The following is a 24,693-nucleotide window of genomic DNA, read 5'->3' on the forward strand; positions in this document are numbered from 1 at the left end:
AGAATAATGAATTCAGGAAGTAACACTAAAAAAATCACCTTCGGAGCAATGATGGTGATCCTCACCGTCTTGACCTTGTATTCCACCAGCCTTCTTCCCTTTAATAAGCTTTTTTTATTGGGGCTAAGCTCATTTTTTATCACCATAGTGGTCATCCATCATGGAAAAAGACAAGGACTATTGGTATATACAGCCTCCTCCCTATTGAGTTTAATGGTCATACCCAATAAAGCAATAGCCTTGGCCTATGTGCTGTTTTTTGGTTATTATGGGGTATTGAAAAGTTTTATTGAAGGGGTAAATAACCTATTTATAGAATGGGTGTTAAAACTATTGTGCTTTCACATTGCCCTAGTAGCAATTTATTTATTGGCTAGTAAATTGTTTTTTGAAGAAATCACCCTAGCTCTTCCCCTAGGAGCCTTGATTCTTGCTATGGCAGGTCTCTTTATTTTCTATGATTATATTCTGAGCCGGGCAATACAGTATTATAATCATAGGCGTAAAAAATAAGCTACACCTTTCATCATTGTATATTGTATTCTAAGGAAGCTCTTAAACTATTTGGGAAGAATTTATGATATAATTTTTATAGTAATCTTTGGAATAATCTTCAAAAAAGTGGAGGTAAAAATATGAATATTGCCCTTATTGCCCATGATAGAAAGAAAAAAGACATCGTTACACTGGCTGTTGCCTATAAAAGAATTTTACAGGAGCATACTTTATATGCTACAGGCACTACTGGTAAAAGAATCATTGAAGCCACTAATCTAAAGGTTCACCGTTTTAAATCCGGTCCCTTAGGAGGAGATCAACAAATCGGTGCTTACATTTCAGATGACAAAATGGACATGGTCATTTTTCTAAGGGATCCTCTAACTTCCCAACCCCATGAGCCAGATGTCACCGCCCTCATCCGTCTAAGTGATGTCTATGAAATTCCCCTAGCCACCAATCTAGGTACTGCCGAAATCTTACTTCGGGGATTAAAAGAGGGGTTTGTAGACTGGAGAAAATACAAAGGCAATAAAGGGGAAAGCTAAGTTTTCCTCCTTTTAAAGATTTATGATGAAGCATAATAAATGTCTTCACTTCACAATGGCATCCCTTATCTTAGCTCATTGCCTAACAGGTCAGGCATAGGTCTAGGAAGTGGATTTTATTGACCAATTCTCTCTTTTTCTTTGTGGCCTTTTATGGATTCCCACTCCTCTTTTAAGGTTCTTTGATGAACTTTTTTAGGATCAAACCTCATCATTAAAAAGATTCTATCTAAGATATAACCCATTCCCAAGGCTGCAATAATTGTCCCAATGCCATAGGGTCCTCCTAAAAGAATTCCTATAAGCAGGGCAGTAACTTCAATGGAGGATTTGATAAAAGTGACCGATAGATTTGTCTTTTTTACTAGCCCTATCATAATCCCATCCCGGGGCCCTGCCCCTAATCCATTTAATAAATATACATAAATCCCCATACAATTGACAACCATGCCAACAAACAAGAGCAAAAGTTGAAGAACCAGAGAAGAAGGAGTAGAAAATAGGCCTAGGCTTTCTATAATGTCTGCATAAAGACCGATAAGAATCATATTGAGTATACTGCCAATTCCCGGGATGATCCCTAGGAACACACCTCCTAAAATAATGGCAAGACCAGCTACTTGAGATACCCTTCCAAAGCTAAGACCTGTAAAAACACTAAGCCCTTGGTGAAAAGTCTCCCAAGGCCCAGCTCCTAAACCTGCATAAAGCATCATCATCATTCCCAATGCACAAAGGAAAAATCCAATATTTAATACCATCATTTTCTTGATAATGCTGTTTTGATTTTCCAAAATACCCACCCCTTCACAGTCATTCCCATTCATTTAAGTCATCACTTCGTCTTCTTACTCTTTTTCTATCTACACTTTCTCCTTTTCCTACAGCTTTTTCATCTCAGGAAAATTACTTTGTCTTTATCCTATCAGAAGGTGGAAGAATCTTCAATATTTTGGTAAATATATTTTATTTTTGATTGTCTCTCTTCTAAAGGCTCTTTTCCCTAATTAAAGACACGGGAATACATTTCGGTATAAACCAATTTCCCGTCTATTCTTTGAGATTTCATCAAACTTATTCTATCTACATTTATTTGTAAAGAAGGAATAGATTCTTTAAAGTCTTCCAATTCTGATTTCTTAGAAATAATTATCCTTCTCCCTAGGGTTAAATGGGGTTTAAATTTTCTATCCTCCATAGGAAAGCCTTTGACTTTTAATGCCTTTATAAGGTCTTGATTGAGCCTAGATAACCTTTCATTCTTCTTTACTCCCATCCAATAAATAAGGCCTTGGGAGCGTTTAAAACTTCCGAGCCCTTCGAGATGAATGGTAAAAAATTTTGCATTGATCTTCTCTACGGCTTGGTCCATAGCTCCTTTCACCTCATCCACCCTTGAAGTTTCTCCAATAAAAGCTAAGGTCAAATGCAAATTTTCCGGCTGGGTAAAGGTTCCCCCTGAGGAAATTTCTTTTAGATCTTTTATCACTCCCCCTATAGTTTCCTTTATTTGATCTGTAAAATTAATAGCTACAAAAAGTCTCATTTCTTCTCTCATCCTTTCATGGCATCTACGAAACACAAGGGGACAGTTCCTTTGTGCTTTATTACAGCAGAACCATCCCCCTGTACTCCCTATTCTCTAGTCTTTGTATGCACAGATACCTGCACAATAGGTTGAAATAATAGAATAACTTTCATCCATTACGATAAAGTCAGCATCCTTTCCTTTGGTTAGAGTACCCTTTCTATGGATAAGATTAGTTTGTTTTGCGGGATTTACACTGGCCATTGTAATAGCATCGGTAATTGTCGCTCCTGTATATTTTATTACATTTTTAAAACAATCTATTAGGGACATCGGCACCCCGGGATGCATATTTCCTCCATCATAATTGGTATATAATCGTCCATTTTTTATTTCTACTTCCCGATCCATTACCCTGTACTTTCCGTCTGGTAATCCCTTTAATATAAGGGCATCTGTGGTTAATATTACCCTATTTGGCCCTTTTAATTTATACATCATCTTCCATATCTCAGGATGAATGGAATAGGTATCAAAACCAGCCATCTCTGCATAAATATTATCGTTACATAACCCAACTCCTAATATTCCAGGTTCCCTATGATGCAGACTCCGCATTCCATTAAATAAATGGGTAATTTGATTACATCCTAACTCAATGGCTAGGTTCATTTCTATCATTGTTGCATTAGAATGGCCTGCTGAAATCACCACATTATTCTTTTTTAATACTCTTATGACATCTGCTGCCCCTGGTAATTCTGGGGCAATGGTCATTATTTTCATATTTCCACAGGAAGCCTTTAACCACTTTTCTGTTAGTTCTACATCTGGCAGAATAATGGCTCCCTCCGGTTGAAGGCCGGCTTTTTCTGGGTTAAGGAAAGGGCCTTCAATATTTGTACCCAGCACATCACAGACTCCCCTTTCCTTTTTCTCCATATAATTATTGATGATTTGAATAAAACGTAAAATCCCCTCATCCTTCATGGCTCCTATTGTGGGGATAACCGTGGTTATTCCTTCCATTGGAAAAATCTTCATCAATTCCGAGATTTCTCCCCCATAGGCCTCCATAAAATCAATTCCATAACCTCCATGGTTATGAGTATCAATAAAACCAGGGATAGCAAAAAAACTTTTATAGCTTTCGTCCAAGTTAGAATAATGGCGAGCACCGTCATAGGGTTCAACAGAAATGATTTTCCCATCATCTACGGTTATCACACCCTTATCTATATGTGTATATCCGGTAAAAATTTTGCTAAACCTATAGGCTTTCATTTCCTAAATCTCCGTTCATTGACTCACTAGACATGAATTCTTTTATTTTAGGTGCCAACTGCTCAACTTCTAATCCAACAATAAGTTGAACCTTTCCATTGGACATTTTTATTACCTCCATAATTCCAAGATCCTTTAAACTATCAATATCAATCTTATCAAAATCTTTGACCTGTAAGCGCAGGCGGGTAATACAGTTATCTAGTGTAATGATGTTACTAGCCCCACCTATAAATTCTAATATTTTCATTGGTTTTTCATCTGCTGTATAATTGGCATTTTGATTTTTAGATGTAGTTTGTTCCCTTCCTGGTGTTCTAATATTGAACTTTTTAATTAAAAATACAAACGTAAAATAATATGCAGCTCCTAATAACAAGCCGATAACAATTACCATGAATGGCTTGCTAGCTTTATTAAATTGCAGCACATAGTCAATAATCCCTGATCCACCTACACCAACAATTTTAATTCCCAATACATTGCAAACAACATTAGACAACCCCAAGAGGATTGCATGGGTAACAAATAAAATAGGAGATACAAACATAAAGGAAAATTCTATGGGCTCAGTAATACCAGTCATAAAAGAAGTAAATGCAGCTCCCAACAGCAACCCCTTAACCTTTTGCTTACTTTCAGCTTTTGCTGTACTATACATGGCTAAGGCCGCTCCTGGAAGTCCAAACATCATCATGGGGAAAAATCCTGATACAAAGGTTCCTGCTGTTGGATCTCCCGCAAAGTATCTTGGAATTTCGCCAAAAATTTCTGCAAATTCTGGAAGACTAGAGGGTAATTGCATTTGGATATAAGTATTGATAATATGATGTAATCCTGTGGGGATTAGTAAACGGTTAAAGAACCCAAATAAAAATGGGCCTGAGGCTGCATCTCCTAATAATACTCCCAATCTATTAATTCCTACATCTAAAATCGGGAAAATAAAGGATAATACCAGAGCACCAATAATCGCAAATAAGGAAGCCATAATCGCAACCAATCTTCTGCCACTAAAGAATGAAAGAGCTGCAGGTAGTTGTTTATCCTTATAATATTCATAGGCCAGCCCGGCAATAATTCCCGCAATTATTCCTATGAGGATATTGCTATTGACATTAGCCACTGCCGCTCTACCAAAGGAATTCAGGCCATCTCCACCATCCTGTAATGTTCTTACCAATATTTCATATACAATAACCCCTGAAAGTCCAGCGGCGACATTTTTATCCTTTGCAATACCACCTGCAACACTTACGGCAAATAAAATAGGTAAGATAGCAAAAATTGTCCATGCAGCCGTTTTAAGAAAAGGAATATTTAATAAGTCTGCATCAGATATACGGTTTAATATTGCTGCTGCTGGCATAACTGAAATAGCCAGCAACATTGAACGCCCTAAAACTTGCAATGCATCACTTATTTTTCTAAACATTTTTCTCATAACTTTTCCCCCTTTATTTAAGTTCAGGCCAATAAGCTTTATTTGCGCCCATCATATCATCCAACACTAACTTTGCTACTCGTGCTGACGGTACAGTTTGATTTAAAGTAAATGCCTGTAATGCCTTTTGATAAGAACCTTCAAAATAGGCATCTACGAGTAATTTTTCCGCTGCAACTTGGGCTTCCATTAGTCCTTTATGAAAATCACAAATATTTCCCCTCAATGAAATAGGTTCAACCCCTGTAGCCCCTACATATGCTGGAATTTCTACAACAGCATCTTCCCTCAAATTAGGTATAGCCCCCTTATTGGGGACAATAAGCATAAAACGCTGATGCAAATCATGTAGAATAGAAATAGCCATATCCACAATATATTGCCCATGTTCACCAAAATTAAAGTTTAAGATATCTTCCTTTTTCCCTTCACATATTTTCCGTGCCATCTCTTTTGTGTTCTTTTCCCTTCCATTCATCACTTTGTTCGCTCGTGTATATTCTTTATCTGCATGTTCTACTGCAATATCAGGATATAAATAATATTGCAGATAGCTATTAGGAATATTTTGGGGAAAATTTTTAGTCATTACAGACATCATGCTATACGTTTCCTGCCAACTTTCATCACCTGCATTGAAATCCGCAACTTTCATAGGGCTGATAGATAACTTTCTGATAATTTCAGGCATAACATCTCTCTTTAAGGATTTATCATATATCTTTGTGTACCAACCAAAATGATTTAACCCATAATAATCGCTAATCCAATTTTTTCTATCATATCCATAATTGACTGCTATGGTTTCTTCAATGGATATGGTCATGTCACAGGCATTTAAAATCTTTGCTTTTGGATACTGACGTCGCACAGCTTCAGCAACAATGGATTCAGGATTAGTATAATTTAATATCCATGCCTCTGGAGAATAGTCCTGCACATAGCCAACAATCTCTAGCAACCCTTTTATGGATCTTAGTCCATAAGCAAATCCCCCAAGACCACAAGTTTCTTGCCCTATTAGTCCATACTTTAATGGGATTTTTTCATCTTTCTCCCTCATTTCAAGGCCACCTACCCGAATTTGTGTAAAGACAAAATCACATTTGCTAAAGGCTTCCTTCGGTTTAGTTGTTTCCACTAATTCAACATGACAAACTCCTTTCTTTTTAAGCATAAAATCAATGATTAAATACATATCTCTATTTCTTTGGGGGTCATTATCATAGAGCACCAATTTTTTTATTGGTAATTTATCTAGATCATTTAGTAACGCCTGAACGATGCCTGGCGTATAAGTGCTACCTCCCCCTGCAATTGTGATGTTTAAATTATTTGTCGTCAAACTTCCCATCCTTTCTAATAAAAAGTCAATGACATGTCACTAATAAAATTATATAATATTTCCCAAGGAAAACGATTAACTCAAGGGATAAAGGTCTCTATTTCACATAAAGTTCATTGTTCCAAAAAGTGAAATTTGTTTTGTGACAATCTAAAATCTATGTTATTCTATAGAAAAAAACAAGGTGGGAGAGTCTATGAAGCTTGAACAATTAATCAATAATTGTAAGGAAGGTTTTTCACCGGTAGATATGGACATACTTTCATATATTCTTCAAAATAAAAATGCTATTATTAAAATGAGTGTCAGAGATTTGGCTAAAGAAGCCCATACCTCCAATGCAACAATTATTAGAATCATGAAAAAACTAGGTTTTTCTGGATATGCTGAATTTAAATATTACCTAAAGCAGCAGCAAGAAATAAAAATCCCTAAAACCTCTAAGAACAATCTGTCTCTGTTAGCAAAAGATATTGAAGAAACATTATCCCTCATCAGGCAGACTGATATGAAACCCTTATGCCAAGCCATTTTTTTGGCCAAAAGGATTTTTATCTATGGGACAGATTGGGGGGAAAGAAAGGCCGTTGAGGATTTTGTACGAAATTTTATGGCTTATCAGGTCTTTGCTACAGCTATTCCATCCATTACCGAGCTAAATTGGATCATCGATACTTTTACAGAGGAGGATTTAATTATCTTTATTTCCTTTAGTGGAGAAAATAAAGAATTAGCCCCTAAAATTACTAAATTAAAATTAAAAAATATTCCTTTTTGTTCCATAACACCACTAAGTAAAAATTATTTAGCCTCTTCAGCTACCTATAATTTATATTATCAATTTACCCCCTTAAACATAGATAGAGATCCTCACAATGAGTATAATTTTTTTTCAACACTACACATTGTTATCGAAGCTCTATTTCGTTTTTATGTAGATTCATATAAAAATGGAGTCCTCTAGCCGTGGTAAAAAATCTAGAAAGTAAGAAATACATAAAATTCCCATATCTTTTATACAATAAAAAACGGTGTTTATAGGTGAACAGAGCCTCTGTTCACCTATAAACACCGTTAAAAATACCTTTTAAAATTCCGTTTATTTACCATCTACTTATAGTATAATCTTAAAAAAAGTCATCGGATTGGCAAAATGTCATTACCACTTAGTGAGTAATTATTATTTCATCACTCTGCATGGCAATGTAAGGTGATTACTTTATGCCTATTTTATCAAATAATAAAGTGCTTTCCTTTCAACTTCTCCTAACTAAAGTCACGGGAGGTTTATTAAGTAAATAATTTAGCTATAAGTTCTCTATTGGGATTGGCGATGGCCGTGGTACAGAGGAGATCCCCTTGGGGGGCAAATTTATCTTCTACGGCAGCAATGGCTTTTTTGACAGAGGAGATTTCACCGGTAAGTATGGTGAAGCCCTTTCCTCCTAATCCTCGGGCTATCCTGATTTCCAACAGTTGGACCTTGGAAGATTTTAGGGCTGTGTCTCCTACTAGAATAGAATTTAAAGCAGACATGGTTTCTATGACTCCTATGCTATCAATTTTATTAAAGTCTGTAGTGCCAGTAAGGGCAGGTAAGACCTCTGGGTGGATGTTGGAAATGAGCGTAGATTCTATTTTAAATATTCCGCCCAAGGTTTTCCCTAAGTCTACGGCGTTTTTTACGGCGGCTACTTCTCCTGCCACTAAGCTGATGTACTTCCCTGGACAAATGGCGTTGGATAGAATGAGATTTACATTGGAGGATTTTAGTATTTGGTCGGTAACTTCTATACCCTTGGCTATACTCTTAAATTCAAATAATCCTATGGCTTTTTTCATTTTAATCCTCCTCTCCTTGTCTTGTGATGATAACTTTGTTTTGATGAATTTTTACTCTTCCTTCGATACTGGCGTGCATGTTGACTGCCATTTTATCCTGGGCCTCAAATAGAAGGTCTCCTTTTTGAACATGATCCCCGTCTTCTACTACTGGGTTACTGGGGACGCCGATATGTTGTTTATTTCCAATGATCACTTGGCTAAAGCCATCCTTTTTTTCTACCCACTCTGTATCTCGATCATAGTCTTGTAGATCTAAGCGGTATACCAATTTCTTTGCTGGAAATTCTCTGTATTCTTTAAAAGGATGGGTTTCTAATTCTGCCCTATGATTAGTATTTTTTATTCCCTGTTGAGTGAGTTGGGCCTTTAGAAAGATATTGACTTTCCAGGGTTGTAAGTTCATAATACAGGCCTGCTCGCAAAGACCACATTCGCAGCAGAGAAAGACTTCATCTACTCTGCTATGGCTATCTCCCATATTGCCATAGCTGGCAATTCTCATGATTTTACTGGGATGAAGATTGTGCCCTAAGAGGTATCTTGGACACACATCCGTGCAGAGATCACAATGGCAACAGCTGGTTTTGGCTTCTTTTAGCTGGGTAGCTATGGTCTTTTCTTTAGATGTTATGAGTCCATGGTCCTTGGGTAGGACGATATATCCCTTAGAAGTTTTCTTGATGGGTATGTCAATAGAGTAAAGGATTTTCCCCATCATAGGGCCTCCATCTATGACTTTGAATTCTTCTAAGTCTGTTCCTCCTGCCAATTCTATGGCTTCCCTTACCGATATACCCAAAGGGACTTTAAGAGTGGTGGGCTTTCGCACATGGCCGGTGATGGTTAAGTATTTTTCGGTTAAGGGCTTATCCTCTAGGGCATGACTTATATTAAGCAAAGTTTCTACGTTAATAACAATACAGCCTACCATAAGGGGGATGCCCCCCTCAGGCACGATTCTTTTGGTAACATCTTCTACAATATACTGTTCGTCTCCAGCGGGGTAGACATTTTTCAGAAGATGGATTCTAAGTTTGGGATAGACAGGTAATCTTTTTTTGATTTCTTCTATGGCTTCTGTGTATTTTTCTTTAAGGGCAATAACGCCTTCCTTAGCTCCTACTTCTTCTACACATCTGTCTAAGGCTTTTAAAATCTTGTCTGTTTCCTTGGCCATGAGGATTTGGTCCACCCGAAGGAGAGGTTCACATTCTGCTCCATTGACCAATACATATTCTGCTTGGGCATCTAGCTTGACATGGGTAGGGAAGCCTGCTCCTCCCGCTCCCACTATGCCTGCACTTTTGATTTTCTCAATAAATTCACTCAATTCCTCCCCTCCTTTATCTAATGGTAAAACCACCGATCAGAGAACACCTTCTCCTTCGGGTAAAAGTACTGGCAGAGGTCAAGCCTTCTCCTGTAGGGCCTGCAATGGTGAAAGTAGTATAGCCTTCTCCCCCCACTCCAATACCTGCATAGGAGGGTCCATTTTTCACAAAGATGGTGGTTTGTATTCTATGCCCCATTTCTGTCAGTACATCAATATTTTTAGAATGGCATATAGCCGTATGACGAAAACCATGTTCTACCTCGCAGGCCAATTTGATGCCTTCCTCTGCACTTTGCACTCGTACCAAAGGAAGTACTGGCATCATAAGCTCGGTTTGTACAAAGGGGTGGTCCTTGGAGGTTTCCATGATCAGGAGTCTAATGCTGTCCTCTACCTGAATGCCTATTGCCTCTAGGATGACTTTGACGTCTTTGCCAATAAACTCTTTATTGGGATGACCTTTTTCATTGACGAGTAATTTTTCCAGTCTGTCCATGGTTTCTTGATCCTTGATTTCATAGGCACCATGGTTTTTCATGTTGAACACCAAGTAGTCAAAGATTTCATCCTCTATAATCCCTTCTTTTTCAGCAATACAGGGCAGATTATTGTCAAAGCTTGCTCCATTTACAATATCCTTTGCCGCTTTTTCTATATCGGCGGATTTATCTACTAATACGGGAGGATTCCCTGCCCCTGCTCCAATGGCTTTTTTCCCAGAAGAGAGTACTGACTTTACTACTCCAGGACCTCCGGTGGCGCAGAGAAGGGATATTTTCTCATGTTTCATCAACCTATTGGCCTTCTCTAGAGAAGGATTATCCACGGTAACCACTAGGTTTTTAGGTCCTCCTACTTTTTCTATAGCTTGGTTGATCAATTCTACAGTCCTATTGGTGACCCTATAGGCTCCGGGATGGGGTGAGAAAACTACAGCATTCCCCGCTGCCACCATACCTATAGTATTGCAAATCACTGTCTCAGTGGGATTGGTAGAGGGGGTAATGGCCCCGATGACTCCAAAGGGAGATAACTCTAACAAAGTGAGTCCATCATCTCCGGTAAATACCCCTGAGCGTAGATCTTCTACTGATGGAGTCTTGTCAATGGCTAAGCGATTTTTAATCATTTTATCCTCTATCCTTCCCATGCCGGTTTCCTCTACTGTCCTTAGGGAAAGTTCTTCCACATAGTGGGATAGATGATTTTTGATGGAGTCAGTAATTTTCTTTCTGTCCTCCATGGATAATTCAAAATATTCTCTTTGGGCTCTATAGGCTGCTTCAATGGCTTCATCAGGGTTTTCAAAAACACCCATAGGCTTTTGATTTTGGGTATTCTCTAAGGCATTTATTTTTTCCTGTACCAATTGTACAATCTGATCCATATCTATATGTTGAATAGTCATAATTCACCTCATTCTCTTAAGATTTTGCTTCCCGCTAGGCAAACTATTTTATCTTCTTCTACTGTCCCTCCGCTTACTCCTAGGGCGCCCACTATTCTTCCCTGAATCTTTAGGGGGATACCACCGGCAAAGGTGACCACTTTGCCCTGATTGGTCGTCTCTAGACCATAAAGTTCTTGCCCTGGCTGGCTCTTTTTCCCTAGGTCTTCTGTAGGGGCTTGAAAGGCTAGAGCGGTAAAGGCTTTATTTTGGGCAATATCAATGCTCCCTAAGATTGCTCCATCCATTCTTCGTAGTTGTAGAATATTCCCCCCTGCATCCACTACAGTGATCACCATAGGGACTTTAATTTCCTTTGCCTTTTGAATGCAAGTCTCCATGATGACATCTACCCTTTTGGTATTTAGGGTTTTTCTCTCTCCTGGGTCCTCCAAACATGGAACTACTTCATCTTCATATCGACTAAGGACATAAAGAACATCGGAAAGTCTATTGATAAACTCCAAAATACATAGATTAACTTCTTCCTCCTCCATAAGGGTGATAATTTCTCTTTCGGCAAAGCGTACTTGGGTACGGGCAGAATGTAAAAAAGCCGAGGCTTTAGTTTTTCCTGGTAGGACAAAGTAGTTTTTGTCCTCTAAACTCTTTGCTATCTCATCTACTATCCCCTCTAAAAACTTGACATCCTCTGCTTGTATTCTCACCCTAAGCCGTTCTATACCCTTAGGGTCAGAGGCCAGTTCTCCCCCTACTACAAAGAGTTTTTCCTGGATGGTTCTAACCACCTTGATAAGAGTTTTATGGGTGAGATAGTTGACGGCTATGCCAATGGCGGAGTTAGCTTGATCTACTGCTCCATAAGCATGAACTCTTTGGGAGGATTTTTTTACTCTAGCACCTCCAAAGAGGCTGGTATCTCCCTTGTCTCCTGTCCTTGTATAGACTTTACTCATATTCTTTCCCCCTAATAGATTTCTAGAGAATCAATAATGGCCACTATAGCCGCATCTATGGGGGTTTTATCTTGAAAAACCGTCCGGGCCGATCCCCCAGAGGCGATGATGACTCTATCTCCAAAGCCGGCACCCACAGTATCTACGGCGATCAGGGGCTGACCATTATTTTCAAATGCTGGATTGATGGGTTGCACGATAAGGAGTTTGCTACCGATAAGTTTTTCGTTTTTGGTGGTGGCTACTACATTTCCCTTTACTTCGGCTAAATACATTTCATCACCTTGCTCTCTATGATAAATTTATGCCTTACACTGTTGAGATATTTGATTCCGATTTTCTCTTGTTTCGAGGTTAAGAGTTTGTAAATTCACGCCAGGCAGCGTTAAAAACTCGCCCCGCTCAAACACTTGACTTAAAACGCCCGTCTAGCTTATTTACAAACTCTAAGCCTCTTCACAAAGCAAAATCTCCATCAACTATCTCAACAGGTTACATGGTTATTTCAAAACAATAACTAATTTGGTTCTTTGTCCCAGCGGGGGATTACTCTAAATTCTTACTTACCTTTCACTATTCTTCGGTCTGAGCAAAACATAGAGAAATCCCTGCCTTGGATGGGTAAACCCCGGGTAGACAGAATCCTCCATCCCTATATTCTTCTCATAATCATATTCTTCTCATCTATATAATCCTCTGCTTCCATGGTGAGCTTTGAATCTTTGGCAATGTGTATAACTTTACTATTGGTATGATTTATGGAATATTCCATTCCTTTGATATCCCTTAGGGTGATAAATTTTTGATGTAAGATGGGTTTGTCTTGTATATTTTTTGGGGGTTGCTCAGGAATTTTATTGATTTTATTCTCCATGGATAGATTATGTTGTACTACCCTCACGCCTATCTCCCTCAGCTCTGTCATAAAACTATTGATTTTTTTGGCCAATCCTGGATTTTTTATATCTTGAAGATCTTCACTTAGGCAATAGACAGGCTTATTGGCTTTAAGGGTTTCATAGATAAGCCCACCTAGGCTGTCCTCAAAGTCTAAATCTTTGATGTTTTTCAGTTCTCTTAGGGAAACATTGGATAAGATCATTCCTTGGTAATCCTTTATCAACTCTTTACCCTTTAGATCCTCAAGTTTAGTGCTTCTAAGCTTGGTCATATTTTTATAAATGGGATCTTGGTATTCCTCCTGATTGTTTTGTAAGAGAGATAGGACTTCAAATTCATAGTTCCTATCTATTATTTTTTTCATTAAAATTCTTAGGGTGGAGAAATCTGTGGAATCCTTTAAAACCAAGAGAATTTTCTTTTGACACTGTAAGGCTTTTATTCTTTTGATCACTTCTTTGACGATGATATCTATGGTTGGTTGCATTTTAATTTCCCTCCACTGCACTGAGTGCTATGCCTAGGGGAGTGACTAACATGGGATTGTAGGGTTTTATGATAGGTAGGCCTAAATCTTTTTGGAAGTGTTGTTCAAATCCTTGGATTTGGGATCCTCCACCTACGAGATAAATCTCTTTAACCCCTTTATTGCCAATAGAATTTTTGACGATATTGGCCATTTTGTCTATGACTGGCAAAAGGGTAGCTAGAATTTCCCTGGCTCTCTCCTGGGAACATTTGATTTTTTCAGCCTGATCATAGTCTACATGGTAGCGTCCCGATATGACTAAATTCATGTGGTGACCTCCGGTGGCCTCGTCATGGGTGAAGACTACTTTTCCCTTTTGGAGTTGGGAAATGCCAGTGGTACCTCCACCGATATCCACCACTGCTCCTTCTTGAATCTTTAAAAGCTTTGCCGCAGCAGAAGGTTCATCTACCATATTGACCACTTGAAAATCACAGGCTTCTAATACATTGGTAACTATCTTTTGGGAGGACTCTGCTACTCCCGGTGGTATGGCACCAGCAGCTTTGATTAGGTGTACCCCCAATTGCTTTTCTAGTTGAGCCTTTAATCTGCGCACAACTTCAATAGCTCCGATAAAATCGACAATGATTCCGTCTTTCACTACCTTTGCCCTTTCAAAGGCACCGGCGATGATCCTGCTTTCTTGGTCTAGGACACACAGAACAATGGAAGATGTGCCTAGATCAACACCGGTATAGAGTTCGCCTGTATAAGGGTGATGTTGTTGGGTTTTGATGAGGGTTTCAAAATCTTTGATTTGTTTGTTGGTTTCCTTTAGATCCATCTTCCAGCCTCCTCTAACTCATTTGGTTTTTTGTATCGGCGGAAGGATTTCCCTAATCCTTACTCTATCCCCATTTTTTAGATTGGCTGCATTGGCTTCATCTACATCGATATGCATCTCTAGGGCGTATTTGTCTGATACCCTAAGCATGACGTCTTTGAAGATCAAGGCTCTAGGGCCAGTGGTTTCTACTTGAACGATTTGGCCATTTGTAAGCCCATGTTTTTGGGCGATATCCTCTGGCATGTGAATATGCCGATAGGCGGCTATGGCTCCCTTGGGCAAAATGACTTCGCCCTTGGGACCTACTAAAGTCACGCTAGACGAGTGTTGGATATTGCCTGATTCTCTGATGGGAGGATTGATGCCTAAGGTATAGCCATCGGTTAATGAGAGTTCTACTTGGGTATGGTTTCTGATGGGGCCTAGTATTCTTACTCTTTTGAGGCTTCCCTTTTGGGTTTTGACTTCTAGAGTTTCCTGGGCAGCGAATTCTCCCGGTTGTTTCAAGTCTTTATATCTGGTCAACTGATAGCCTTTACCAAAGAGGGTTTCTAAGTCCTCTTGTTTTAAGTGGATGTGTCTATTGGACACACCCACTGGCACAAGTAAGATATCTTCTATATAATTTTTTACTACCTCTTCCACTATTTTTCTTAGGTCTTGCCTATTCATGTTGCCACCTACTTTTTAGGAATAAGTATTTCCACATCAGCATGAGGTCTTGGAATAACGTGGGTAGATACCACTTCTCCTACCACTTGGGCAGCTGCGGTACCTGCATCTACGGCTGCCTTCACTGCCCCTACATCCCCTCTGACCATAACGGTGACTAATCCAGAACCTATTTTTTCATAGCCTACTAATTCTACGTTGGCGGATTTGGTCATGGCATCTGCTGCTTCTATAGCTCCTACTAAACCTTTGGTTTCAATTAAGCCCAATGCGTTATTATTCATCTTTATTTCTCCTTTTCAATATAATGAATGCATTTTTTTCGAGGCTCTCCCTTATGTCTAGGACAATCATTATCTAGACATAGATTACAGGTGGGAGTATCTTTTTCCCCAAGAACTGCTGATTCTTCTAAAGCTTCCTGAGTTTCTTCTTGAATCTCTTGAATGTCTAACTCTTCTTCCTGTTTTATTTCTTCTTGCTCTTCTATTTCCTCTATCCTTTCCTCTGAAATATTTTCTTGGCCAAAAGAAGTTTTTTCTTCTGGTCGGTTGTTAATGTTTGCATTATTTCTAATCAAAGGATCGATCTCCCTACTAGGTCTTGGAATGACTTTGTAGGAAATCACATCCTCCTTTACTTCCCTATTTCCCATTATGGCATCCACTGCTGCCTGTACTGCCCCTACATCCCCTGCTAGCTTTATGGTATGAAAGCCATTTCCTCTAGCAGCTTCTACTCCATGGAGTTCTATATAGGCTGATTTTAGGGCGGTATCTACAGCAACAATCGTAGCTGCCAATCCCTTAAGCTCTATTAATCCTAATGATTTATTCAATATTCACCACCTCAACTCCTAAAGGGTGCGCCCTTAACTAAGCGGGCAGCATTGACCCCTAAGTCTCTGCTAGCCTTTAAGGAATCTAGTAGGTTTCTGGTAAAGAGGAGATAGTTTTCCGGCAGTTTTTCTTGATAAAGACTTGCAAGATACTGACTATCGACTCCTATACCTACCCCTAGTTGAGATTCCTTTATGGCTATTTCACAGAGTTCCTTTACATCATCCTTCTCTTTAAAGATTATTGTAAAGGGAATTCCCTCTTCCTCTATCCCGTAGGTAATCTCTTCAATCGCTTCAAAACTTTTTATGTTTTTGTTTATGCATAGGACTATGCAAACCTTTTTATTTTTATCTTCCATATGATCACCTATATAACCAATCCCGTAGCAACGGCATTTCTTGGTCCCATGGTCCCCCGAATATTGCCCCGACCTGCCACTACTCCATATTGGGACAGGGCGTCGGTAACCAGTTGGGGGATTTCAAAGTCTAGGGCAGAGCCCCCTACTAGAACAACATGTTCTATGCCCCGAATATCTCCCGTCAAACTCACCTGACTTAAAGCCCTTAGGGCATTGGTGACAAATACCTTTTCCTTGGCATTTTTCCGAACAAATTTAATTTTTTCTATGGAAAGATTTTTGTCTATGGGGACCATCTCTTCTTCTTTGATGATAATGACCCGAGCAAAGAGTTTTGGATCTATGGGTTGTGGAAAAAATTCTACCGATCCATCTTCATGGCGGATGTGGAAGAGGCTCTCGGCCTTGGCTAGGGGATATTTCTTGATATCCTCGGCTAGTTCAAAGCTATCCAATCCCAATTCTGTCTGAATGAGGAGGGTGACCATATTTCCCGCCCCAGCTAGGTGAATGTGCTTTATCTCTCCCTCCCCTGTCATCATAGAAGCGTCGGTGGAACCTGCTCCCATATCCAAGATGGCAATAGGCTTATCGGCGCCCGGGGTAGTGAGAGCTCCCTTTATGGCCATCTCTGCCTCTACTCCCCCTACTTCCACCGACCTTTGGAGCCTTTCTTCCATGAGCTTGGCGATCCGATCCATTTGAAGTTTATCCGCCTTGACCATGGCAGCTACACCTACGGCATTTTCCATAGAAAATTCCCCTGCCAGTCCTCCAGTCACTTTTTGAGGAGATATGGTATCCACGGCTAAAAGGTCTTTTATCTTTACATCCCCATGTCTTTGGTCGGTGAGATTGGCCATGACATGGCGAATTCTTTCTAACATCCCCCCGGCATTGGTGCCGGCCTCTCCCACAATATCCTGTACCGGCTGACAGAGCTCTAGGGTTGTCATAAGAGCCTTTGCTCCATCATCTACATTGATTTGTTTGGAATTTTTCTCCCCCACTATAGTGATTTCACCAGCGGGTATGCTGCGTAGCTTTACATCTCCCTGGGGTGTTTTGATGACTACAGCAGAGCGATTGCCAATAAGAGCTCTAGCTATGGGGACTACAAATTTTGTTTCTTCACTATTTAGTTCAAAAAGTGTGGCTATGCCATAGGGATTGGAGAGTACTTCTACCACTTTTCCCACATGGGCAACCTCAACAGCAGTTAGCATTTTTTTAGGGATGTTGTCAAATAAAGTGACTTCATCCACTATGGGAATGACTTTTTGCAGGCGGTTATTGATCAGCACACCATCATCATTTTCTGCAATAGCCCCTGGGATATTCACTCCTCTATCCATGGCTTCATTAATTCGTCGGGCGGATTCATTGAACCCCATGGTTTTAGGAATGAGAACAATGGCCTTTTCCCCTTTGGCTAGACTTTGTAAGTCTTCAATAGGAGTGGATATCCCTACCCCTATGCCTATTCCTCCAGGTGTGGAGGGGTTGTGACCGATCATCGTAGACTCTGTAATAATGGTTTCCGTGATGGTTTCCATGGCCACATCCCCTATAACAGGTGCCGCTTCATTGATGCGGATAAGATCCACATCCTCCAGTTGAAGCCTTGCATTCTGTAGGGCTTTGTTTAGAGAACTATAAATGCCCGGTAGGTTATCCTTAGTGCCCTTTATTCCTGTGGTATTTACTAAGGCTTCACCCAAGAAGGTCAGGCCGCCATCTCCCTGCAATCTTCCTATGGCTGTTTCTGTTGAGGCATTTCCGATATCTATACCTGCTATAATTTTCATAGTGTGCCTCCCGTACTATGCTTTAAGTCTTCCTCTTTTCTCATAAAGTTCTGCTGCTTCCCGTACAAAAGCAGCGTTGATGGTACAGGAATATTTATTTTCCAACTCATCTGCTATTTCCATGAGTTCTGCCTTGGTAGACCTGTAGGGTCGTAAAGCGTTATAGATTTCTAGAATTCTTTCATCAGGAACAGCGATTAACTCTGATGCTCTTCTAAGGTTTTTTGCAAAATTATCCCGACCTACAGACTCTGCCACTTGGGCCTGCATCTCTAAGGTTTCAGGCGCAATTTTTAAATCATTTACCGAGATATCTTCCTGTAATACTCCCTCCATAGTAATGGCGTCTAAGGTTTTTCCTGTGGGGGTTTTGATGATTTCAGACATTTTTTCACTTAAAGGATAATGTTTGTCAGTGACTTTTTCCATCCTAAAATCCTTAGGAGTTTCCTTAGGCTCTGTATAGCTACTGCCTTCTTGCATATTTTTCATCACGTCTTTGATCATCTGCTCTAGGGCTTTATTATCTATCATCTTTCACCTCTCCTTTATATACTCGTTTCCAACTCTTCAGAAGGCTTATTTTTCACAACATGTTCGGTTTCTTTGATATGAAGAAGGGCTGCAATGGCTTGGTATTTGGGACGAGCCATCTGATCATTTTTTGTAGGAACAGGGTTGGGGGATTCTCCCTTGGCATATTTTGCAGCGTTTCTCCCAATATCTCTATAAGTATCTAGATCGAGCAAGGGAGCCTGGGGAAATAGTTCTAAATTACTGAGGGGCGCTAGATCTTTAGAATGAATGACTGTCGTCCCCTTGGATTGGACACCCACACCGATACCTGAGCCACTTAAAGTAGCGGCATGATGGGCGATAAAGGCTACATCAGAGGTATGATATACTCTAATTACCCTAGGGGTTAATCCTTCCTCTTCTATTCCTGCCATAACTTCCCTTAGGAGATCCTTATGGGGTACTTGGGTAATGGTTTTGGTCTGCTCTTCTCCAAAGGCAGGGCCTATACCAATGACGACTTCATCTTTTCTCTTTCCTGACTGAGCGATACCCTTTTGCCCTAGGGCTAAAGCTTCTTCCTCTATAATACAAGGAGCTGCATTATCCTTTTTATTTAGATTTTGTAGTACTTCCTCTATAATACTCTTTAAGACCTTTTCATTAATTTCCATTTATTCTACCCTCCTATTCAAAGTCAGAGGCAGCAAGAGCGTTATCGATATCTTTGACTTCCTGCCATCTTTCTTCACTCATGGAGTATCCTGTACCAGGACCTCTATAGTCGTTCTTATCATTTACTGCACTTCGCACGTGAAAGCTTTGGTCTACTATGGCGGAGGTATGAAGGTGATCTCCGGATACCCTAAGCTTTAACATATTCAGTAGGGTTTCGGCCACGTCATCATAGCCGGATTTTTTAATGGCCTTGACAATATCTAAACCTGTGATACTGCCCTTCATGAGCTCCGTAGCTGCCTTGATGTCCTCTACCATATTTCTTTCAGGCATATCCTTGGATCCATGGGCATAGGTAGCAGCTTCCACTTCTTCATCCGTGATAAGGGGTAGATTGAGTTCTCTAAAAGTAGCCTGTAGCACCTTGGCCGCTTTGTTTCTTATTTTGATGACTTCTTCTTCTTTGACTGGTCTTAAACCACCATCAACTTTAAGATCTCTTTGAAGAATATTGTAGTCATCATAGTCCTCGGCATCAAAGTTAGAACCGGCAAACATATTATCGTAATTAGGAGTGGAGGAATAGCCGGAAAAGATGAAGTCTGTCCCTGGAATCATTTGCATAAGGGTTCTAGCTGTCCTTCTAATGTCAGAGTGGGAGAAAGTCTGGTCATTACCAGAGGCCACTTCTAAATCCAACATGGCAGCCAATACATTTTCTGCTAACACGGCTCTTATTCCAGAAGGTACTGCCCCTGGTACTCCTATACAGGATATGGAACCATTTTGTAATCCCTGTACTCCTGCCCCCTTGGCTACAAATATACAACGGGACTCTAGGTAAAGCATGGAACCCTTTTCTGCATAACCCATGAGAACTTCTGCACCAGTCCCTGAAGTAAATCTCATTTTCAGCCCCCGTGAAGCATAGGCAGAGGCTAAAAAGGCCTTAGACCAAGGCGTGTCATCTCCATCAATAAATACTTGTTCTGTACCATAGACAGAAACCGTCTCAGCATAAGCGGTAAATCCTTTCATGCCTAGGGTTAATTCGGTAGCCTCTTCTACAGCACACTGGGTAAGGATACCCGGTCTACCTACATTAGCTCCGATAAGTAAAGAAATGGCATTAAAGGGTGCATATCTTACTACAGCTACAGTGGTTTCCATTTCATCAAACCCTCTTAGGGCAGATTCTGCCGCATCTGCTGCAATCTGCACAGGGTTATCCTTTACGTTGGTGACATGGCATTGATTTGAGGGGGTTTTTCTTGCTCTCATTTTCGTTAACGCCATCATGAGCTCTAGTACATTCATTTGGGCTAATACTTCAGCCGCCTTGGCTGGAGTAAGAGATAGAGTGATTTTCATGAGCTCCTCTCTAGGCACATTGATATCTACTAACATGTGAGCAATTTGCTGAGAGTCCATATTCATTACTTTCTCTGCATGTTCTAAATTAATGGCATAGTCTGCCACAAAGGTATCAATAAGGTCAAAGTCTTCTCTTTTTTTACCATCCAGTTCTACCACTTTTCCCTTTTCTATTTTTATGCTGGGTTTGGGATCATAAGGAGAGTCCATGGCAATCAGTCCTACTTCTGGCCATTCCTTTACAAATCCGTCTTGGTTGACGGGCCTTTTGGCAAGAATTTCAAAACGTTTGGATTTCATTTATTTGCCTCCTATTCTTAAATATATGGTTGTGTATTGGATGGAGCAGGTTCGTTTCCTAAGGCTTCTAGAAGTTTTACTCCCACTTCCTTAGCTGCCATAACTGCTTGCCTGACGGCTCCTGAATCTCCACTGATGAATAAAATCACTTCGTTGGTAAAGGAGGTGGTAGAAGGAGAAGCATAGCCTACGATGTCTACGTTGGCTGCCTTTACTGCGGTATCAGCAATGACAACCCCTATGGCTGCTGGTGCCCCTACAATAACGCCAAAGGCCTTTCCTATGGGAGCCCCCCAAGCTTTATTACAGGCATAACTAGCTCTAGCGGTATATTGTAGCTCGATATGCCCAGCACTATTGCCATAAACATCTCCAAAGGTTCTATCTAATTCTTTTAGAGTGACTTCTACTGCTCTTTTGGCATCGGATACGTCTTCAGCACCAAATAAAATAAGGTTTCCATGACCGGCTCCCCCTTGGGTATCTCTAGGGAGTTCAATGGAAATGATTTCGGTATTGGTGGCTTTTACGGCTTCGTCTGCAGCCATGATTTGAGGGCCAGCCCCAGTTCGTCCACCGATGATACCAATGGATTTATATTTAGGATCTAATTTCATAAATTCGTGCAGGTTGTGATCAACATTAGCGATGACTAGGCCAATAGTTTCTCCTATGGCGGTACCTACAAATTCTGTAAGACCAGGATTGCCGATATTGGCTTTTGGTTGGGCTGTTTCTCCCTTGGGCGTTTCTTTATTGTCTCCTAATTGCTTTAATACTTCTTCCATCACTTTTTCCATTAAATTTTCTTCCATCTTTAATTGCCTCCTTTATTCTCTACTCTAGTGGGTAATATGTTTTCCACATCTGTATGAGGTCTTGGAATGACATGAACAGAGACTACTTCTCCCACTCTTGTTGCTGCTGCACAGCCAGCGTCGGTAGCTGCCTTTACAGCCCCTACATCTCCTCTGACCATGACGGTCACTAATCCTGATCCTATTTTGTTGTATCCAATTAGGGATACGTTGGCTGATTTTACCATGGCATCAGCAGCTTCTATGGCTCCTACCAGACCTCTGGTTTCAATCATACCTAATGCTTCGTTGGACATTGTATAACCCCCTTTTTGATTTTTGTTCACCTGTTGTAGTCGTTATCATTACATTATAAGTATAAAAAAAAATGGCTCGAAAGCCATTACACTAATTTTTTAAGTTCTGATAGATTTTTATGGAGTTTATTATGGGATGATACTTTTTTGTCCTAGGATGATAATTTTAGGCGTAGAGAATTTTTCCATTAAAATGCATCTTTTTTTCCCTAGGCCTTCTACTTCTTATCATACAATCCACTTCCCATATATCTGGGGAGTGGCCCTTTGTAGATACTTATTGGTTTCATTTTGAGTTTCTTTGAATTGTTCCCTATATTTGCTGGGGGTGAGTCCTGTGGTTTTCTTGAATACTTTACTGAAATAGTTGGCTTCGTTGAAGCCTAGGGCATAGGCAATGCTGCATAGAGAGTGGTCGGTGGTAGTGATCATTTCTTTGGCTTGGTTTATTTTTCTTTGGGTAATGTAATCAACAAAGTTTATTCCCACTTGGGCTTTGAATAATTTGCTGAAATAGTGGGGAGATATGTTCATGTAGGTTGCTACTTTTTCTAGGGTGAGATTGTGGGTGAGTTTTTTTTCTATATATTGTAGGGCATAGTCCATTTCCTTTGGATACTTGACTCGTTTTTCTTCAATGATGACTTGAAAGATTTCTTCAAAGATAAGGTCTAGGATTTGGAGATATTGTTCCTGGGACATGATATTTTTTAGTCTCCTCTTTACTTCTTCCTGTAATTGTTTATCTACATCTATACCAAAGCCATTGGCAATGGAGGATAGAGTGATGAGAATATCCTTGAGAATAGTATGGGCTTCTTCTGCACTTTGAAACTTTGTATGGTGTAGTTCTTTGAGATTTTCCTTGGCTTTGATATAGTCTCCTTGCAGAAAATTTCTTTTGAGTTTTTCTTTTATGTCTGTGGGATTGGAATCCTGCTTTAGGATATTTTTATAAGAAATTTTACTCACTATATTTTCTAGGGCTTCGTAGATGAGTTTTGGTCGGGTGGGCTTAAGTAAATAATCGTCTATATTGTATTTAATGGCACTTTGGGCGAGTTCAAAGTCATTATAGGCTGTGATAATAATAATGGCGATGGCAGGATTGATTTCTTTTATTCGCCGAGAGGCTTCCATGCCCCCTAGCTTGGGCATTTTTATGTCCATAAAAATAATATCTACCTCATGTTCTTTTACAAACTCTATGGCATCCATGCCGTTGTCCACTTCTCCAATAATGGTGTATTGTTGGGCCTTGGAAGATAAAATCATTTTCAATGCTTCTCTTTCTAAATATTCATCTTCTACCAATAAAATTCTTTTCACACTTTCTCACCTACCTCGGTATTTTTATCGTTACCTTGGTGCCTTTCCCTGGGATAGAATTTATCTTTAGTCTGTAGTCCGGTCCAAATTGATGAATTAGCCTTTTGTCAGCATTGATGAGTCCTATTCCGTTGGATAGTTCATCCTGATTGTCCACATATTTTCCCTGTAAGATTTGGTCAATCTTACTTTGTTCAATGCCTACACCATTATCCTCTACGGTCAAAAGGATGTCTTCTTCCAGCTCCTGAGCTGTAATGTGGATATATCCCCTATCCCTGGAAAATATTCCATGATCTATAGAATTGCATACAATGGGTTGGAGGATCATAAAGGGCATCTTTAGGTTATAAAATTTTTCATCCACATTAATGCTAAATTTAAGCTTATGTCCCATTCTTATTTGCTGAATTTTTAAATATTTCAGGACATAGGACAGCTCTTGTTCTACGGATACCATGTAATTTACTTCATTTTTAATGGTATATCGCAGCATATCTGCTAGAAAAAATATGACTTCTGTGGTCTTTTCTGCTCCCTCCATCATGGAGAGATTGCTAATGGTGTTTAGGGTGTTAAATAAGAAATGAGGATTTATCTGGGATTTGAGGATTTTAATTTCTGCATCCTTTAGGTTTTTCTCTAATTCTATACGGGCTTTCATTTCTGCAATGAGTTTATTGTTTTTTTCGTTAAGCTGTTGCTGAGCATATTGGGCGATTCCGCTTTTCACCACATAGTTTCCAAAGATAAAAAGTAACTGAGCAGCGGATTCTAATTCTTCTTCTGTAATCTTTGCAATATCTTTTAAAAGCTCTTTCAGCTCTGGAGTATTTAGATGGTCTTTCATTTCCTCAGACACCCCGGGTACGCTTGTACTATATTTATTCTCGGTTCCTTGTAGCTTTACCTGCCCCGCTAGGATGGATCCTAAAAATTGCCCTTCAAATATGATAGGCACTGCCATATCATAGAGTCCTGAATGGCATCTGTATATATGGGGCTTACCTGTACGAGCAGATTGGAGACCTCCAAAGGCATCGGATTGATAGCAGATGTCTCTACATATTCCTTTTTCCCTAAATTTCATGCAATAGTTTGTAAAATTGCTATATTTTGTAATGGGTTCTCCCCGAAAATCTACTGTAACTGCCGCTAATTTTGTCACTTGGGAAAAACTATCTTGAATGTCCTGTAAATCCTGTACATCGATAATGTCTTTCAGGCTTAAAACTCTCATCATAATTCCCCCATGAAAAAAGTTATCTATACCTCTATCTTATAAATAACT

The 24,693-nt window shown here is 39.8% G+C and carries 27 protein-coding genes; 3 read left to right on the forward strand and 24 right to left on the reverse strand.

Features of this window, described 5'->3' with window-relative positions:
* Positions 1–6 precede the first annotated feature (6 nt).
* Together NSA47_RS05180 and mgsA are read left to right on the forward strand one after the other, a co-directional pair.
* Positions 7–513, forward strand: coding sequence for a hypothetical protein (locus NSA47_RS05180; RefSeq protein ID WP_257529847.1), 507 nt, complete (start codon positions 7–9; stop codon positions 511–513).
* Positions 514–635: 122 nt separating this feature from the next.
* Entirely contained in the window at positions 636–1,046 is a 411-nt protein-coding gene (mgsA, locus tag NSA47_RS05185; protein ID WP_257529848.1) for a methylglyoxal synthase, read from the forward strand.
* Between the two features lie 116 nt (positions 1,047–1,162).
* On the opposite strand, the gene NSA47_RS05190 is transcribed toward mgsA, so the two are convergent.
* The 5 genes from NSA47_RS05190 to NSA47_RS05210 all read right to left on the reverse strand — a co-directional run bounded on the left by NSA47_RS05190 (position 1,163) and on the right by NSA47_RS05210 (position 6,647).
* Positions 1,163–1,873, reverse strand: a complete 711-nt coding sequence (locus NSA47_RS05190) for a YczE/YyaS/YitT family protein (RefSeq protein ID WP_257529849.1) — start codon at positions 1,871–1,873, stop codon at positions 1,163–1,165.
* Positions 1,874–2,049: 176 nt separating this feature from the next.
* Positions 2,050–2,592 (reverse strand): RNA 2',3'-cyclic phosphodiesterase, encoded by a 543-nt coding sequence (gene thpR, locus NSA47_RS05195; RefSeq protein WP_257529850.1) that lies wholly within the window; start codon positions 2,590–2,592, stop codon positions 2,050–2,052.
* A gap of 96 nt (positions 2,593–2,688) precedes the next feature.
* Positions 2,689–3,858 (reverse strand): N-acetylglucosamine-6-phosphate deacetylase, encoded by a 1,170-nt coding sequence (nagA, locus tag NSA47_RS05200; RefSeq protein WP_257529851.1) that lies wholly within the window; start codon positions 3,856–3,858, stop codon positions 2,689–2,691.
* A complete protein-coding gene (locus NSA47_RS05205) occupies positions 3,845–5,302 on the reverse strand; it encodes a PTS transporter subunit EIIC (RefSeq protein WP_257529852.1) in 1,458 nt (485 codons plus the stop codon). The genes nagA and NSA47_RS05205 overlap by 14 nt, the downstream gene beginning before the upstream one ends.
* A 13-nt stretch (positions 5,303–5,315) precedes the next feature.
* On the reverse strand, positions 5,316–6,647 hold the full coding sequence (locus NSA47_RS05210; RefSeq protein ID WP_257529853.1) for a family 4 glycosyl hydrolase: 1,332 nt from the start codon (positions 6,645–6,647) through the stop codon (positions 5,316–5,318).
* A gap of 196 nt (positions 6,648–6,843) precedes the next feature.
* Here NSA47_RS05210 and NSA47_RS05215 point away from each other — a divergent pair, with 196 nt between their 5' ends.
* Entirely contained in the window at positions 6,844–7,611 is a 768-nt protein-coding gene (locus tag NSA47_RS05215) for a MurR/RpiR family transcriptional regulator (protein ID WP_257529854.1), read from the forward strand.
* A 326-nt stretch (positions 7,612–7,937) separates the two neighbouring features.
* Here NSA47_RS05215 and NSA47_RS05220 read toward each other — a convergent pair whose 3' ends face one another.
* From NSA47_RS05220 to NSA47_RS05310, 19 genes are all read right to left on the reverse strand, one after another.
* The gene (locus NSA47_RS05220; RefSeq protein WP_257529855.1) at positions 7,938–8,489 is read right to left on the reverse strand and encodes a BMC domain-containing protein; all 552 of its coding nucleotides are present in this window, start codon (positions 8,487–8,489) and stop codon (positions 7,938–7,940) included.
* A 1-nt stretch (position 8,490) separates the two neighbouring features.
* Positions 8,491–9,822 carry a 4Fe-4S dicluster domain-containing protein gene (locus NSA47_RS05225; protein WP_257529856.1) on the reverse strand — a complete coding sequence of 444 codons (1,332 nt, stop codon included), beginning with the start codon at positions 9,820–9,822 and terminating at the stop codon, positions 8,491–8,493.
* A gap of 13 nt (positions 9,823–9,835) precedes the next feature.
* Complete coding sequence (locus NSA47_RS05230; protein WP_257529857.1) at positions 9,836–11,233, reverse strand: aldehyde dehydrogenase family protein; 1,398 nt, start codon at positions 11,231–11,233, stop codon at positions 9,836–9,838.
* An 8-nt stretch (positions 11,234–11,241) separates the two neighbouring features.
* The gene (locus NSA47_RS05235) at positions 11,242–12,189 is read right to left on the reverse strand and encodes a cob(I)yrinic acid a,c-diamide adenosyltransferase (protein WP_257529858.1); all 948 of its coding nucleotides are present in this window, start codon (positions 12,187–12,189) and stop codon (positions 11,242–11,244) included.
* 11 nt (positions 12,190–12,200) lie between these two features.
* Complete coding sequence (locus NSA47_RS05240) at positions 12,201–12,464, reverse strand: EutN/CcmL family microcompartment protein (RefSeq protein ID WP_257529859.1); 264 nt, start codon at positions 12,462–12,464, stop codon at positions 12,201–12,203.
* A 377-nt stretch (positions 12,465–12,841) separates the two neighbouring features.
* A complete protein-coding gene (locus tag NSA47_RS05245; RefSeq protein WP_257529860.1) occupies positions 12,842–13,576 on the reverse strand; it encodes a hypothetical protein in 735 nt (244 codons plus the stop codon).
* 1 nt (position 13,577) lies between these two features.
* Entirely contained in the window at positions 13,578–14,405 is an 828-nt protein-coding gene (eutJ, locus tag NSA47_RS05250) for an ethanolamine utilization protein EutJ (protein ID WP_257529861.1), read from the reverse strand.
* Positions 14,406–14,423: 18 nt separating this feature from the next.
* On the reverse strand, positions 14,424–15,080 hold the full coding sequence (gene pduL / locus NSA47_RS05255; protein ID WP_257529862.1) for a phosphate propanoyltransferase: 657 nt from the start codon (positions 15,078–15,080) through the stop codon (positions 14,424–14,426).
* 8 nt (positions 15,081–15,088) lie between these two features.
* Positions 15,089–15,364, reverse strand: coding sequence for a BMC domain-containing protein (locus tag NSA47_RS05260; protein WP_257529863.1), 276 nt, complete (start codon positions 15,362–15,364; stop codon positions 15,089–15,091).
* Between the two features lie 2 nt (positions 15,365–15,366).
* Positions 15,367–15,918, reverse strand: coding sequence for a BMC domain-containing protein (locus NSA47_RS05265; protein WP_257529864.1), 552 nt, complete (start codon positions 15,916–15,918; stop codon positions 15,367–15,369).
* Between the two features lie 11 nt (positions 15,919–15,929).
* Positions 15,930–16,280 carry a glycerol dehydratase reactivase beta/small subunit family protein gene (locus NSA47_RS05270; protein WP_257529865.1) on the reverse strand — a complete coding sequence of 117 codons (351 nt, stop codon included), beginning with the start codon at positions 16,278–16,280 and terminating at the stop codon, positions 15,930–15,932.
* A gap of 8 nt (positions 16,281–16,288) precedes the next feature.
* Entirely contained in the window at positions 16,289–18,091 is a 1,803-nt protein-coding gene (locus NSA47_RS05275; protein WP_257529866.1) for a diol dehydratase reactivase subunit alpha, read from the reverse strand.
* A 15-nt stretch (positions 18,092–18,106) separates the two neighbouring features.
* Complete coding sequence (locus NSA47_RS05280) at positions 18,107–18,625, reverse strand: diol dehydratase small subunit (RefSeq protein ID WP_257529867.1); 519 nt, start codon at positions 18,623–18,625, stop codon at positions 18,107–18,109.
* Positions 18,626–18,639: 14 nt separating this feature from the next.
* Positions 18,640–19,281, reverse strand: coding sequence for a propanediol/glycerol family dehydratase medium subunit (locus NSA47_RS05285; RefSeq protein WP_257529868.1), 642 nt, complete (start codon positions 19,279–19,281; stop codon positions 18,640–18,642).
* 13 nt (positions 19,282–19,294) lie between these two features.
* Complete coding sequence (locus NSA47_RS05290) at positions 19,295–20,959, reverse strand: propanediol/glycerol family dehydratase large subunit (RefSeq protein ID WP_257529869.1); 1,665 nt, start codon at positions 20,957–20,959, stop codon at positions 19,295–19,297.
* 17 nt (positions 20,960–20,976) lie between these two features.
* Positions 20,977–21,774, reverse strand: coding sequence for a propanediol utilization microcompartment protein PduB (gene pduB, locus NSA47_RS05295; protein ID WP_257529870.1), 798 nt, complete (start codon positions 21,772–21,774; stop codon positions 20,977–20,979).
* Between the two features lie 2 nt (positions 21,775–21,776).
* Positions 21,777–22,073 carry an ethanolamine utilization microcompartment protein EutM gene (gene eutM, locus NSA47_RS05300; protein WP_257529871.1) on the reverse strand — a complete coding sequence of 99 codons (297 nt, stop codon included), beginning with the start codon at positions 22,071–22,073 and terminating at the stop codon, positions 21,777–21,779.
* Positions 22,074–22,301: 228 nt separating this feature from the next.
* The gene (locus tag NSA47_RS05305; protein ID WP_257529872.1) at positions 22,302–23,402 is read right to left on the reverse strand and encodes a response regulator transcription factor; all 1,101 of its coding nucleotides are present in this window, start codon (positions 23,400–23,402) and stop codon (positions 22,302–22,304) included.
* 10 nt (positions 23,403–23,412) lie between these two features.
* Complete coding sequence (locus tag NSA47_RS05310; RefSeq protein ID WP_257529873.1) at positions 23,413–24,642, reverse strand: sensor histidine kinase; 1,230 nt, start codon at positions 24,640–24,642, stop codon at positions 23,413–23,415.
* Positions 24,643–24,693: the final 51 nt, after the last annotated feature.

Source organism: Irregularibacter muris (assembly GCF_024622505.1).
Taxonomy (GTDB): Bacteria; Bacillota; Clostridia; order Eubacteriales; family Garciellaceae; genus Irregularibacter; species Irregularibacter muris.

Coding starts and splice junctions, on each gene's coding strand:
- NSA47_RS05180 (WP_257529847.1), top strand. CDS start 7: ATGAATTCAGGAAGTAACACTAAAAAAATCACCTTCGGAGCAATGATG.
- mgsA (WP_257529848.1), top strand. CDS start 636: ATGAATATTGCCCTTATTGCCCATGATAGAAAGAAAAAAGACATCGTT.
- NSA47_RS05190 (WP_257529849.1), bottom strand. CDS start 1,873: ATGAATGGGAATGACTGTGAAGGGGTGGGTATTTTGGAAAATCAAAAC.
- thpR (WP_257529850.1), bottom strand. CDS start 2,592: ATGAGACTTTTTGTAGCTATTAATTTTACAGATCAAATAAAGGAAACT.
- nagA (WP_257529851.1), bottom strand. CDS start 3,858: ATGAAAGCCTATAGGTTTAGCAAAATTTTTACCGGATATACACATATA.
- NSA47_RS05205 (WP_257529852.1), bottom strand. CDS start 5,302: ATGAGAAAAATGTTTAGAAAAATAAGTGATGCATTGCAAGTTTTAGGG.
- NSA47_RS05215 (WP_257529854.1), top strand. CDS start 6,844: ATGAAGCTTGAACAATTAATCAATAATTGTAAGGAAGGTTTTTCACCG.
- NSA47_RS05220 (WP_257529855.1), bottom strand. CDS start 8,489: ATGAAAAAAGCCATAGGATTATTTGAATTTAAGAGTATAGCCAAGGGT.
- NSA47_RS05230 (WP_257529857.1), bottom strand. CDS start 11,233: ATGACTATTCAACATATAGATATGGATCAGATTGTACAATTGGTACAG.
- NSA47_RS05235 (WP_257529858.1), bottom strand. CDS start 12,189: ATGAGTAAAGTCTATACAAGGACAGGAGACAAGGGAGATACCAGCCTC.
- NSA47_RS05240 (WP_257529859.1), bottom strand. CDS start 12,464: ATGTATTTAGCCGAAGTAAAGGGAAATGTAGTAGCCACCACCAAAAAC.
- NSA47_RS05245 (WP_257529860.1), bottom strand. CDS start 13,576: ATGCAACCAACCATAGATATCATCGTCAAAGAAGTGATCAAAAGAATA.
- eutJ (WP_257529861.1), bottom strand. CDS start 14,405: ATGGATCTAAAGGAAACCAACAAACAAATCAAAGATTTTGAAACCCTC.
- pduL (WP_257529862.1), bottom strand. CDS start 15,080: ATGAATAGGCAAGACCTAAGAAAAATAGTGGAAGAGGTAGTAAAAAAT.
- NSA47_RS05260 (WP_257529863.1), bottom strand. CDS start 15,364: ATGAATAATAACGCATTGGGCTTAATTGAAACCAAAGGTTTAGTAGGA.
- NSA47_RS05270 (WP_257529865.1), bottom strand. CDS start 16,280: ATGGAAGATAAAAATAAAAAGGTTTGCATAGTCCTATGCATAAACAAA.
- NSA47_RS05275 (WP_257529866.1), bottom strand. CDS start 18,091: ATGAAAATTATAGCAGGTATAGATATCGGAAATGCCTCAACAGAAACA.
- NSA47_RS05280 (WP_257529867.1), bottom strand. CDS start 18,625: ATGATAGATAATAAAGCCCTAGAGCAGATGATCAAAGACGTGATGAAA.
- NSA47_RS05285 (WP_257529868.1), bottom strand. CDS start 19,281: ATGGAAATTAATGAAAAGGTCTTAAAGAGTATTATAGAGGAAGTACTA.
- NSA47_RS05290 (WP_257529869.1), bottom strand. CDS start 20,959: ATGAAATCCAAACGTTTTGAAATTCTTGCCAAAAGGCCCGTCAACCAA.
- pduB (WP_257529870.1), bottom strand. CDS start 21,774: ATGGAAGAAAATTTAATGGAAAAAGTGATGGAAGAAGTATTAAAGCAA.
- eutM (WP_257529871.1), bottom strand. CDS start 22,073: ATGTCCAACGAAGCATTAGGTATGATTGAAACCAGAGGTCTGGTAGGA.
- NSA47_RS05310 (WP_257529873.1), bottom strand. CDS start 24,642: ATGAGAGTTTTAAGCCTGAAAGACATTATCGATGTACAGGATTTACAG.